This is a genomic window from Pantoea sp. CTOTU50773, from assembly GCF_032082325.1.
GTDB lineage: Bacteria > Pseudomonadota > Gammaproteobacteria > Enterobacterales > Enterobacteriaceae > Pantoea > Pantoea communis.
Genome location: NZ_DAMDQC010000131.1, coordinates 1 through 12,295, shown reverse-complemented (window position 1 = coordinate 12,295; position 12,295 = coordinate 1). Strand labels below are relative to the sequence as shown.

At 52.4% G+C, this 12,295-nt stretch carries 15 protein-coding genes; 10 read left to right on the top strand and 5 right to left on the bottom strand.

What is annotated here, in order from left to right; all coding sequences use genetic code 11:
• From RT340_RS17650 to rnd, 5 genes are all read left to right on the top strand, one after another.
• A partial coding sequence (locus RT340_RS17650) for a helicase C-terminal domain-containing protein (RefSeq protein WP_313377383.1) occupies positions 1–226 on the top strand: 226 nt, incomplete at its 5' end.
• Positions 227–278: 52 nt separating this feature from the next.
• A complete protein-coding gene (gene tsaB, locus RT340_RS17645) occupies positions 279–977 on the top strand; it encodes a tRNA (adenosine(37)-N6)-threonylcarbamoyltransferase complex dimerization subunit type 1 TsaB (RefSeq protein WP_097116884.1) in 699 nt (232 codons plus the stop codon).
• 59 nt (positions 978–1,036) lie between these two features.
• A complete protein-coding gene (locus RT340_RS17640; protein WP_034828738.1) occupies positions 1,037–1,633 on the top strand; it encodes a Slp family lipoprotein in 597 nt (198 codons plus the stop codon).
• 207 nt (positions 1,634–1,840) lie between these two features.
• Positions 1,841–3,517, top strand: coding sequence for a long-chain-fatty-acid--CoA ligase FadD (gene fadD, locus RT340_RS17635; RefSeq protein WP_313377382.1), 1,677 nt, complete (start codon positions 1,841–1,843; stop codon positions 3,515–3,517).
• A 98-nt stretch (positions 3,518–3,615) separates the two neighbouring features.
• Positions 3,616–4,737, top strand: coding sequence for a ribonuclease D (rnd, locus tag RT340_RS17630; RefSeq protein ID WP_313377381.1), 1,122 nt, complete (start codon positions 3,616–3,618; stop codon positions 4,735–4,737).
• Between the two features lie 54 nt (positions 4,738–4,791).
• On the opposite strand, the gene minE is transcribed toward rnd, so the two are convergent.
• The 3 genes from minE to minC are packed head-to-tail and all read right to left on the bottom strand — an operon-like array spanning position 4,792 to position 6,627.
• Positions 4,792–5,067, bottom strand: coding sequence for a cell division topological specificity factor MinE (minE, locus tag RT340_RS17625; RefSeq protein ID WP_034828741.1), 276 nt, complete (start codon positions 5,065–5,067; stop codon positions 4,792–4,794).
• Positions 5,068–5,070: 3 nt separating this feature from the next.
• Positions 5,071–5,883 carry a septum site-determining protein MinD gene (gene minD / locus RT340_RS17620; protein WP_034828743.1) on the bottom strand — a complete coding sequence of 271 codons (813 nt, stop codon included), beginning with the start codon at positions 5,881–5,883 and terminating at the stop codon, positions 5,071–5,073.
• A gap of 33 nt (positions 5,884–5,916) precedes the next feature.
• Positions 5,917–6,627: a septum site-determining protein MinC gene (gene minC / locus RT340_RS17615; RefSeq protein WP_034828744.1), complete on the bottom strand. Its 711-nt coding sequence runs from the start codon at positions 6,625–6,627 to the stop codon at positions 5,917–5,919.
• Between the two features lie 153 nt (positions 6,628–6,780).
• On the opposite strand from minC, the gene RT340_RS17610 reads away from it, so the two are divergent.
• The 3 genes from RT340_RS17610 (at position 6,781) to RT340_RS17600 (ending at position 8,495) form a co-directional block, all read left to right on the top strand.
• Entirely contained in the window at positions 6,781–7,056 is a 276-nt protein-coding gene (locus tag RT340_RS17610; RefSeq protein ID WP_058959843.1) for a YcgL domain-containing protein, read from the top strand.
• A gap of 267 nt (positions 7,057–7,323) precedes the next feature.
• Positions 7,324–7,983, top strand: coding sequence for a fumarylacetoacetate hydrolase family protein (locus tag RT340_RS17605; RefSeq protein WP_034828748.1), 660 nt, complete (start codon positions 7,324–7,326; stop codon positions 7,981–7,983).
• Positions 7,984–8,048: 65 nt separating this feature from the next.
• Positions 8,049–8,495 (top strand): YcgN family cysteine cluster protein, encoded by a 447-nt coding sequence (locus tag RT340_RS17600; RefSeq protein ID WP_034828749.1) that lies wholly within the window; start codon positions 8,049–8,051, stop codon positions 8,493–8,495.
• A 39-nt stretch (positions 8,496–8,534) separates the two neighbouring features.
• Here RT340_RS17600 and dsbB read toward each other — a convergent pair whose 3' ends face one another.
• Complete coding sequence (gene dsbB / locus RT340_RS17595) at positions 8,535–9,068, bottom strand: disulfide bond formation protein DsbB (RefSeq protein ID WP_313377380.1); 534 nt, start codon at positions 9,066–9,068, stop codon at positions 8,535–8,537.
• A gap of 316 nt (positions 9,069–9,384) precedes the next feature.
• Here dsbB and fadR point away from each other — a divergent pair, with 316 nt between their 5' ends.
• Positions 9,385–10,104 carry a fatty acid metabolism transcriptional regulator FadR gene (gene fadR / locus RT340_RS17590; RefSeq protein WP_034828755.1) on the top strand — a complete coding sequence of 240 codons (720 nt, stop codon included), beginning with the start codon at positions 9,385–9,387 and terminating at the stop codon, positions 10,102–10,104.
• 37 nt (positions 10,105–10,141) lie between these two features.
• On the opposite strand, the gene RT340_RS17585 is transcribed toward fadR, so the two are convergent.
• Entirely contained in the window at positions 10,142–11,677 is a 1,536-nt protein-coding gene (locus RT340_RS17585; protein WP_097116914.1) for a SpoVR family protein, read from the bottom strand.
• Positions 11,678–12,178: 501 nt separating this feature from the next.
• Here RT340_RS17585 and RT340_RS17580 point away from each other — a divergent pair.
• The coding region (locus RT340_RS17580) for an FAD-dependent oxidoreductase (protein WP_313377384.1) at positions 12,179–12,295 on the top strand (117 nt) is incomplete at its 3' end.

Sequence of the window (12,295 nt, the reverse complement as noted above, 5' to 3'; positions counted from 1 at the left end):
CGATCCCTTCAATGATGTGCAACTGCCGGATGCGGTGATCACCCTGAAGCAGGGTGTCGGCCGTTTGATTCGTGATACTGACGATCGTGGCGTGCTGGTGATTTGTGATCAGCGTCTGGTGTCGCGTCCGTATGGCGGATTGTTCCTCAACAGTCTGCCACCTACGCCGCGTACCCGCGATTTGCAGCGCGCCATCGCTTTCGTCCGCCAGCCAGAGAAGCACTAATTTGTGCCAGGCTGTGTTAAGATGCGCGCCATTTTGACTTTCAGAGGTTGTTATGTCCGCCCGAATTTTAGCTCTGGACACGGCGACAGAAGCCTGTTCTGCCGCGCTGCTCAATCAGCAGCAGATCGATGCCCGCTTTGAAATCGCCCCGCGCGATCACACCCAACGCATCTTACCGCTGGTACAAGAGCTGTTGCAGTTGCAGCAGTTGGATCTGACCGCGCTTGACGTGCTGGCGTTTGGCCGTGGGCCAGGCAGTTTTACTGGCGTGCGCATTGGCATTGGTATTGCGCAAGGGCTGGCGTTGGGTGCGAACTTGCCGATGATCGGCGTCTCTTCTCTCGCGACTATGGCTCAGGGCGCATGGCGCTTAACCGGCGCTCAACGCGTGCTGGCTGCCATCGACGCGCGCATGGGCGAAGTTTACTGGGCCGAATATCAGCGTGATGCTAACGGTGAATGGCAAGGTGCGGACTCGGAAGCCGTTTTGAAACCCGAAGATGTGCAGGCGCGCATCGGCCAGCTAAGCGGCGAGTGGGCAACGGTCGGCACCGGCTGGGCGGCTTATCCGCATCTGTTAAGCTCGACGGGCGCAACCTTAGTGACCACAGAAGTAACGCTGCCAGCAGCGGAGGATATGCTGCCGCTGGCATTGAGTGCCTGGCAGCGCGGTGAGTCGGTGGCGGTGGAGAATGCCGAGCCGGTTTACCTGCGTAATGAAGTGGCATGGAAAAAGTTGCCAGGCCGTTAAGCGCCACGCAACTATTCCGTAAGCGCCCAGTCTAACTGAGAAATAACAGGAGAAGTGCTATGCCAATAAGTCGTAAAGGGATGTCTGGCGCTCTGTTAGCCTGCGCGCTGTTGCTCAGCGGCTGCGTTTCGGTGCCAGATTCCATTAAAGGGAGTTCTCAACTTCCACAGCAAGATTTATTACGCGTGATGAATGCGCCGCAGCTGTATGTCGGCCAGGAGTCACGTTTTGGCGGTAAAGTGGTGAAAGTCACCAATCTGACGGGCGTGACGCGCCTGGAGATCGCCACCCAACCGCTGGATGACAGTGCGCGGCCGCGTTTAGGTTCCGCATCGGTTGGGCGTATTTTCGCCGACATTCGCGGTTTTGTTGATCCGGTGGATCTGAACAATCAGTACGTTACGGTACTGGGGAATATCAAAGGCACCGAAAAAGGTGAAATTGGTAAAGCCAGCTACAACTTTGTGGTGGTGGATGTGCGCGGCTATCAGCGCTGGCACCTGACTCAGCAGGTGATGACGCCACCGCAGCCTATCGATCCCTGGATTTGGTATGGTCCAACGCGTCGTCATCCGGGTTACTGGGGGCCTAATCCTTATTGGGGGATGAACATGAATACCGGTCCCGCGCAGGTGGAAACTATCCTGACCGAATAATTCATCTTCATTATTTGACGGCCCGGTCGCGGTGCTCGCGACCGGGCTTTTTTATTGGGCGCGCAACCGATGCGCGAAATTTAGTGATGCGCTTCGCAACCTGAAAATGCCGAAACAGGCAAACTGGTACAATCAGTTAAAATATTGTTAACAACACTGATTGCAGAGGCGGCGATGGCTACGCAACAAGAATATCGGGGTGATTCTTTGAATAAGGTTTGGCTTAAACGCTATCCGGCAGATGTTCCTGCGGAGATTAATGCGGACCGTTATACCTCTTTGGTCGAACTTTTCGAGCACGCAGCATTGCAGTATGCCGATCAAACGGCGTTTATTAATATGGGTCAGCCGATGACTTACCGTCAGCTGGATAAGCAAAGTCGCGACTTTGCGGCCTGGCTGCAACAAGGGTTTGGCCTGAAGCAGGGCGACCGCGTGGCGCTGATGATGCCAAACTTGCTGCAATATCCGGTGGCGCTGTTTGGCGTGCTGCGTGCGGGTATGGTGGTGGTCAACGTTAACCCGCTCTACACGCCGCGTGAGCTGAAACATCAGCTGAATGACAGTGGCGCCAGCGCGATTGTCATTGTGTCCAACTTTGCCCACACGCTGGAAAAAGTCGTCGCGGAAACACCGATCAAGCACGTGATGCTGACGCGCATGGGTGACCAACTTGCCCCGGTCAAAGCCACGCTGGTCAATTTCGTGGTGAAGTATGTTAAGAAGCTGGTGCCGAAATACCATCTGCCGGGTGCGGTGCCATTCCGCAGCGCACTGCAGCAGGGCGCGCAGATGACTTACCAGCGTCCGACGCTGACTAACAGTGACCTGGCATTCCTGCAATACACCGGCGGCACCACCGGCGTCGCCAAGGGCGCGATGCTAACTCACGGTAACATGCAGGCAAACCTGGAGCAGACCAAAGCCACCTATGGCAAACTGCTGCGTGCGGGCAAAGAGCAGGTGGTCACGGCACTCCCGCTCTACCATATCTTTGCGTTAACGGTAAACGGCCTGCTGTTTCTCGATCTCGGCGGTACCAACCTGCTGATCACCAATCCGCGTGATATCCCCGGTTTTGTCAAAGAGCTAAGCAAATTCCCATTCACCGCCATTACCGGCGTCAATACGCTGTTTAACGCGCTGCTCAACGACGAAAACTTTAATAAGCTCGATTTCTCCACGCTGCGTCTTTCTGCTGGCGGCGGCATGGCCGTGCAAAAGGCCGTGGCCGAACGCTGGGAAAAACTCACCGGGCATTATCTGCTCGAAGGTTATGGTTTGACTGAATGTTCACCACTGGTATCGGTCAATCCGTATGACATCACCTGCCACACCGGCAGTATCGGTCTTCCTGTACCCTCCACGGATGTGCGTATCGTCGATGACGAAGATAACGATGTGGCGCCAGGCGAACCGGGCGAACTCTGTATTCGTGGTCCACAGGTGATGGTCGGTTACTGGCAGCGACCGGATGCCACCGAAGAAGTGTTGAAAAATGGCTGGCTGCACACCGGTGATGTTGTTACCGTTGATGGCGAAGGTTTTATTCGCATCGTCGATCGGAAGAAAGACATGATTCTGGTGTCAGGCTTTAACGTGTATCCTAACGAAATCGAAGATGTGCTGATGCAGCATCCGAAAGTGCGCGAAGCCGCCGCAATCGGTGTTCCCAGCGACCTTTCCGGCGAAGCGGTGAAAGTGTGCATCGTTAAAAAGGATCCATCACTGACGAAAGAAGAAGTGCTGGATCATTGCCGCCGTCAGCTCACCGGCTACAAAGTGCCGAAGATTATCGAGTTTAGAGATGAGCTGCCGAAGACCAACGTGGGCAAAATTTTGCGCCGCGAATTGCGTGACGAGGCGAAGCGAGAAGGGCAGTAAGCTGCCTTTCTCTCCAGGTTAACGCCGGCTCAGTCCGGCGTTTTTATTGCTTTTAACATGGAGCGCTGCGCGAAGTGTGCCGCAGCGAGAATGAATACGTGAATTACACCCTGATCGACCAAAACAGCCAGCTGGCTGCCGTGTGCGAACAAGCGCGCCAGCATAATGCCGTTGCGCTGGATACTGAATTCGTGCGCACGCGCACTTACTATCCGCAGTTGGGTCTGATCCAGCTGTTCGATGGTGAACAACTGGTTCTGATCGATCCGCTCAACATCAGTGACTGGACGCCGTTCATCGCACTGCTGCAAGACAAACAGGTGACGAAATTCCTGCACGCCGGTGGCGAAGATCTTGAAGTTTTCTTGCATCGTTTTAAATGCCTGCCTGATCCGATGATCGATACCCAAATCCTGGCGGCCTTCGCTGGGCAGCCGCTGTCATGGGGCTTCGCTTCGATGGTTAATCACTTTAACCAAATCGAACTGGATAAGAGCGAATCCCGTACTGACTGGCTGGCGCGCCCGCTCACTGAGCGTCAATGCGACTATGCCGCAGCAGATGTCGCTTATCTTCTGCCGATTGCCCATCAGTTAGTTGAGCAGACGCAAGCCGCAGGCAACATGGCTGCCGCGCTGAGCGAATGCGATAATCTTTGCCAGCGTCGTCTTGACGTTTTACAGCCAGAGGATGCATGGCGCGACATCACCAACGCATGGCAGTTGCGACCGCGCCAGTTGGCAGCGCTGCAACGCCTGGCGGCATGGCGTTTGAACATCGCCCGTCAGAAAGACATGGCCGTGAATTTTGTGGTGCGTGAAGAGAATCTGTGGAAAGTGGCGCGCTTTATGCCGGGTAGCCTGGGTGAGCTCGATCATTTGGGCCTGAACGGTCACGAGATTCGCTTCCACGGGAAAGCGATGGTGGCGCTGGTGGCGGAAGCGCTGGCACAGGATGAAGCGACCTTGCCACAACCGTTGCCCAATCTGATTGACCATCCGCATTACAAAAAGGCATTTAAAGCTATCAAAGCGCTGGTGTTACAGGTAAGCGAAGAGACGGGTTTCAGTCAGGAGCTATTGGCTTCACGTCGCCAAATCAATCAGGTGTTAAGCGTATACTGGGGCTTGAAAAGCGGATGCCGTACACCAGAATTACTGACTGGCTGGCGTGGTGAATTGCTGCAAAAGCGAATCGACGAGATCCTGCAGGCGCTATAAGCGGAATGGTTTCCCCTGCGCACAACGCAGGGGAAAATCAAGAACCCGCTACAATCATTTAGGAACGTCTTCCGTCTCCGTCTCCGGCAGTGTGACGTTGAGTTCCAGGATGGAGATATCGTCCCCTTTCTGATCCAGCTGAACGGTCACCATATCCGGGTCAATTTTCACGTACTTACAGATCACTTCCAAAATATCGCGCTTCAGTTGCGGCAGATAATGGGGCTCACTGTCGCCCCTTCTGCGCTCGGCTACGATAATTTGCAGCCTTTCCTTGGCTATGTTGGCTGTGTTCTTCTTACGGGATAAAAAGAAATCTAATAATGCCATTGGTTATCCCCCGAACAGGCGTTTCAGGAAACCCTTCTTCTCTTCTTCAATAAAGCGGAAGGGGCGTTCTTCGCCAAGCAGGCGATCTACGGTATCAGCGTAAGCTTTACCGGCGTCAGAGTTAGCGTCGAGAATGACCGGCTCACCCTGGTTAGAAGCACGAAGTACCGACTGATCTTCCGGGATCACACCCACCAGTGGTATACGCAGAATCTCCAGCACGTCTTCCATGCTCAGCATGTCGCCACGCGTCACGCGGCCTGGGTTGTAACGTGTCAGCAGCAGATGCTCTTTCACCGGGTCCTGGCTATTTTCAGCACGACGCGATTTAGAAGAGATAATTCCGAGGATGCGGTCGGAGTCACGCACGGAAGAGACTTCCGGGTTGGTGGTGATAATCGCTTCATCCGCAAAGTACAGTGCCATCAACGCACCGGTTTCGATCCCCGCAGGGGAATCACATACGATGAAGTCGAACTCCATCGCGGCCAGGTCGTTTAATACTTTTTCCACGCCTTCGCGGGTCAGCGCATCTTTATCACGTGTTTGTGAAGCAGGCAGGATATAGAGTTGCTCCGTGCGCTTGTCACGAATCAGTGCCTGGTTCAAGGTTGCATCGCCCTGGATGACGTTGACGAAGTCATAAACCACACGGCGTTCACAGCCCATGATCAGGTCGAGGTTACGCAGACCGATATCAAAATCGATCACGACAGTTTTCTTGCCCTTCTGCGCTAAACCGGTTGCGATGGCCGCGCTTGACGTGGTCTTGCCAACGCCCCCTTTACCCGATGTAACTACAATGATGCGTGCCATAAATGTTGATTTCCTTAACGAAAGAAAAGGGGCCTAATAAAGTGTCTGAATGGTGAGCGCGCCCTCTTTAAGGCACAGGCGCGCGGCTTTACCAAAAAATTCCGCCGGAATCTGATCCATGATCCAGTATTCCCCGGCAATAGAGACCAACTCGGCTGCGAGGTTGGTACAAAAAATCTGGCTGTCACGTTCGCCACTGGCACCCGCCAGCGCACGACCACGCATCATGCCGTAAATATGAATATTGCCGTCTGCCACCAGTTCGGCACCGGCGCTGACGCTGTTGGTGACGATAAGGTCGGCATTCCGTGCGTAAATTTGTTGGCCTGAGCGCACTGGCGTATTGATGATGCGGGTTTTGCTGGCGGTTTCAGCGACCGGCGCCAGGATAGGCGGGGCTTCTTCAACCACTGGCGCTTCCGCACGCTTGCGATTCTCTTTGCCTTCTGACAACACCGGCAAGCCTGCACGGGCAATCATCTTTTTCAGGGCTTCATCTTTACAACCGCTGACACCGACAATGCGTAAACCGGTGGCGATGACCGCCTGCTGCATCTGTTTCCAGTTGATGTCACCGTTCAGTGCTGACACGTTGAGCACCACCGGTGCATTCTGCAAAAACGCAGGTGCCTGGTCGATTTTGTCCTGCAGCGCCTGACGAATCACCTCGGGTTGCGAATGGTGCAGATGAACCACTGACAGGGTAAAACTGCTTCCCTTGAATTCGATTGGCGTTTGCGACATCTGTCCTGACTCAGTCCTGTTTTACGACCCTAAGATGTACGCCGATAAAATCGTCATTAACATCAAACGGTCAATATTCGAAGTTCTGCAAGCATGTTATAGTTACTGCTATATTCAGGCAAGTGACGCCATAGGTTAATTCGAGTAAAAAATATGTTTTGTGTGATCTATAGAAGCCCGCAACGTGAACAAACTTATCTTTATGTTGAAAAAAAAGACGATTTTTCGCGCGTTCCGGAAGAACTGCTGCGTGGCTTTGGTAAACCCCAGCTAGCAATGGTGCTATCACTGGACAAACGCGACAAACTGGCTAATGCAGATATCAATAAAGTTAAGCAAGGTTTGAGCGATCAAGGCTATTATTTACAGATCCCACCACCGGTTGAAAGTCTGCTCAACATTCATCTTGATCAGAGTAAAAAAGTTTAATTCGGATTCATCTGTAAATATTCCCTGTAAAAATCCTCAGTGTTATTTGCATTAATTATTCGCCCGCTTTAAAGCATTATTGCGGGCAATAATTCCAGGTTGTGATCCTGTTTGTTGCGTATGATTAACGACTTTTGACAATTTCCGCCACGTCTGCTGCCATAAAACCGCTAATATAATCCTCCTCAGCTTGCCGCGTTCCGGCACTGAACCTGACCTATCCGCCAGTCAGACTGGCATCAAACACTACTAATGCAGGGGAACAGCATGTATCAGCATCGTAACTGGCAGGGCGCTTTGTTGGATTATCCCGTCAGCAAAGTAGTTTGCGTGGGCAGCAACTATGCGAAGCACATCAAGGAAATGGGCAGTGCCACGCCGACAGAACCGGTAGTGTTTATCAAACCGGAAACGGCGGTGTGCGATCTGCGCCAGCCGCTTTCGATTCCAGCCAACTTCGGCGAAGTGCATCACGAAGTGGAACTGGCGGTGCTGATAGGCTCCACGCTGAAGCAGGCAACGGAAGAGCATGTGGTGAAAGCGATTGCCGGATATGGTGTGGCCCTGGACCTGACGCTGCGTGATGTGCAGGCGGGGCTGAAAAAAGCCGGTCAGCCGTGGGAAAAATCCAAAGGGTTCGATAACTCTTGCCCGCTGTCAGGTTTCATTCCAGTTTCTGAATTCAGCGGCGACCCGCAGGATACTGAACTGAAGCTAGTGGTGAATGGCGAAGTGCGCCAGCATGGCAGCACGGCGGATATGATTCACAAAATCCTGCCGCTGATTGCTTACATGAGCCAGTACTTTACGCTGCGCGCCGGCGATGTGATCCTGACGGGCACCCCGGAAGGTGTCGGGCCAATGCGATCTGGCGATAAACTCGAAATCTCGCTGGCCGGTCACGGAATTACCACCCGCGTACTGTAAAACTTGCATCACCGCACCTAACCCTTTATAAGGTGCGGTCTTATTGCACAACCCGGACCGCGATCATGACTGAACAACCTTTCTGGCAGACAAAACGCCTTGACCAAATGGACGATGCAGAGTGGGAATCACTGTGCGACGGCTGCGGCCAGTGCTGCCTGAACAAGTTGCAGGATGCGGATACCGATGAAATCTATTTCACCAATGTGGCCTGTAATCAGCTGAATATTAAAACCTGCCAGTGTCGTAACTATGAGCGACGGTTTGAGTACGAAGAGGACTGCATCAAGCTCACGCGTGAAAACCTCACCACCTTTAACTGGCTGCCGCGTACCTGCGCCTATCGTCTGTTAGGCGAGGGCGGGACTTTACCTGCCTGGCATCCACTGGTGGCCGGTTCGAAAAAGGCGATGCATGCGCAGCGTATCTCGGTGCGTTACATTGCGGTGCGGGAAAGTGAAGTACGCGACTGGGAAGATCACATTATCGATCGACCCGACCGTAACGGTTGACGTGAAAACAGGCAGCGAGAGCTGCCTGTTTTATTTTGATTAACGGCTAAACAGATCGCGGCGTTTTGACTTAAACGGCTGGGCAATCAGCACCAGTGCGCCAACCAGCAGATACGCGGCAAAGATGACGATCATCCATTGTGGCATGCTCCAGGTCAGGAATGTCCAGCTGCGTTCGGCACAATCACCGCTGGCGACAAATACTGATGGCAGCCATTTATCCAACGGCAGCCAGGTCGGGAAGCGTGCGGCAAAGTCACAAGTAACAAACGGATTCGGGTGCAGCTGAATATTTGTATGTTCAATCGCAAGCATTAATCCCTTATAAGCGCTGTAAAGCCAAATCAGGATAGCGGCCCAGCGCAGTGGCAGGGATTTCGGGGCGAACGCGCCAACGATACCTGCGCCCATGACGCCAAACAGCGCACAACGTTCGTAGATACACATCACGCAGGGTTTCAGTCCCATGACGTGTTGAAAGAAGAGTGCAGTCAGTTCAAAAGCCAGTGCTGTCAGAGCCAGCAATAACCATGCCCCGCGTCCTCGTGAGCATTGATTCAAATATCGCAACATATTGCTTATCCTGTAACCATTAATGCTTCGCAGTGTAAACCAAAAGCGTAACCGTGCCAGCCAGGTAAGGGAAAAAAATCATGTACAAAAATGACTTAAGCCTGATCCAGGCCATAAAAAGCGCATTTACTGATCAAGCGGAGGTGGCAGAAGGTCCATACCACGCAAACGAGTGCGTTGCCGTCTGACCGCTTAAAAACACCGCTGAATTTTGCGCCAGCGCGCGCTTTTAATAGGTTGTCAGTCTATTTCCGCTATAGCCGCTCTGGTATGATGAGTGCCATTACGACAAAGAAAGCAATGAGAAATAAATGCTATGGTGATTAAGGCGCAAAGCCCCGCAGGATTTGCTGAAGAGTATATTATTGAAAGCATCTGGAACAGTCGCTTTCCGCCGGGGTCTATTCTGCCTGCTGAACGTGAGCTTTCTGAACTGATTGGCGTTACACGCACTACGCTGCGTGAAGTTTTGCAACGTCTGGCACGCGATGGATGGTTAACCATTCAACATGGTAAACCCACGCGCGTGAATGATTTCTGGGAAACCTCCGGTCTAAACATTCTCGAAACGCTTGCCCGCCTCGATCACGATAGCGTACCGCAGTTGATTGATAATCTGCTGTCGGTGCGTACCAATATCGCATCGATTTTTATTAGCCGCGCACTGCGCCATCATCCGGACAAAGCGCGCGAGGTGCTGGAAACTGCACTGAGCGAAGAGGATAAAGCAGAAGCCTACACCGAACTGGATTATCGCGTGTTCCGTGGTTTGGCCTTTGCCTCCGGTAACCCGATTTATGGTTTGATCCTGAACGGTTTGAAAGGGCTGTACACCCGCGTGGGGCGCCACTACTTCTCTAATCCCGAGGCGCGTCAGCAGGCTCGTAGCTTCTATCGTCAACTGGCGGATTTGTGCAGTGCGAATCCCACGCAGGACCAGATTGTCGATACGGTACGTGAGTATGGTCGTCGCAGTGGAGAGATCTGGCACAGCATGCAAAAAAGCATGCCCGATGATTTAGCCAGCAAGCGCTAAAAGAAAACCGGACTTTAACAGTCCGGTTTTTTTATGTTTACAGTGCGGGTCCACGTGTTGGCGAGCGGTCCAGCAGCTCAACGCTGCCATCTTCGTTCTGTTGTTCCAGAATCACATCGAAACCCCACAACCGATGCACATGCTTCAGCACTTCGCGGCGGCTTTTATCCAGCGGCGCACGTTGCTGTGGCACGTAGCGTAAGGTCAGCGAACGGTCACCGCGCAGATCCACATTATAGACCTGAATGTTAGGCTCCAGATTGCTCAGGTTGTACTGTGCTGACAGCTGCTGGCGGATGGCACGATAGCCTGCTTCGTCGTGGATCGCGGCAATTTCCAGGAAGTTATTGCGATCGTCATCCATTACCGTAAACAGGCGGAAGTCGCGCATCACTTTGGGTGACAGGAATTGGCTGATGAAACTCTCATCTTTAAACTCGCGCATGGCAAAGTGCAGCGTTTTTAGCCAGTCAGAACCCGCAATATCCGGGAACCAGTAGCGATCCTCTTCCGTCGGTGACTGGCAGATACGCTTGATATCCTGGAACATGGCGAAGCCCAAAGCATAAGGGTTTATGCCGTTATACCACTGGCTGTTATACGGCGGTTGATACACCACATTGGTGTGGCTGTGCAGGAACTCCATCATAAAGCGTTCCGACACTTTCCCTTCGTCGTAGAGATGGTTGAGGATGGTGTAATGCCAGAACGTCGCCCATCCTTCGTTCATCACCTGCGTCTGTTTCTGCGGGTAGAAATACTGGCTGACCTTGCGCACGATGCGCAGCACCTCGCGTTGCCAGGACTCCAGCAGTGGGGCGTTTTTTTCCATAAAGTAGAGTAAGTTTTCCTGCGGTTCCGAAGGATAGCGCGCCGCTTCCACGTGCACGGACTCCTTCTCTTTACGCGGCAGGGTGCGCCATAAGGTGTTTACCTGGCTTTGCAGATACTCTTCACGGCTTTTTTGCCGCGCTTTCTCTTCCTGCAGCGAGATCTTTTGCGGACGTTTATAGCGATCCACGCCGTAGTTCATCAGAGCATGGCAGGAGTCGAGCAACCGCTCCACTTCTTCGACGCCATATCGCTCTTCACAATCGGTGATGTAATTACGCGCGAATAACAGGTAATCGACGATGGAGCTGGCATCGGTCCAGCTGCGGAATAAATAGTTATTTTTAAAGAAAGAGTTGTGCCCATAGCACGCGTGCGCCATCACCAGCGCCTGCATGGTCATGGTGTTCTCTTCCATTAGATAGGCAATACAAGGATTGGAGTTGATGACGATCTCGTACGCTAAGCCCTGCTGGCCATGTTTATAGCGTTGTTCGGTTTCAATGAATTTTTTACCGAACGACCAGTGGGCGTAGTTAATCGGCATACCCACGCTGGAGTAGGCATCCATCATTTGTTCGGAGGTGATGACTTCGATTTGATGCGGATAGGTATCAAGCCCATAGCTTTTCGCTACACGGTCAATTTCTGCCAGATAAACATCAAGCAGTTCAAAGGTCCAGTCGGGTCCATCACTGAGTCGTTTACTGCTCCGGGTTGGCTCGTCAAAGATTGTCGTCATAGCGCACCTCTGTTTTGCAAGCGGCAGGCAACGGAGTGTCACCTGTCACGATCGTTTAAGGCTTCATCCTGAGAAAGACAGCCCAATAAAACTGAGCGAACACTTCAATGATAGTCCACTGTCGCTTATCCGAAACCGGAACTCAATCGAATTCTTTTGGCAGAAAATCATTCAAAAATCCTCGCTTAAGTCATTACTGATGACAACTGTTGGTTTTTATCTAAGTTGCAGAATAAAGTTCTGTTTATAAGTGCATTGTATGACTGCGGCGCTTTCTCCTGAAAAAAGAGAAAAGCACTCCCTTGCGCATAATAAATTGCTGATTAATGGTTTTATGGCATAAAAAATCCTGATTTTTGCACTAGCTCATGATTTCTGTGTGCAGTAAGGTGAAAAACATGTGAAATATGTCTGTCGAATGTAAGATAAGAAGTGCTGTCTGGTTATGCTGATTCAGGCAGCATTCATAGTTGATTATGCTTTTGCCGCGGCGAGGGGCTTATGCGCGTAGTGATTCTTGGAAGTGGTGTCGTGGGAGTGGCGAGTGCCTGGTATTTGGCGCAGGCTGGACATGAGGTGACGGTCATTGATCGCCAGCCGGGGGCCGCGCTGGAAACC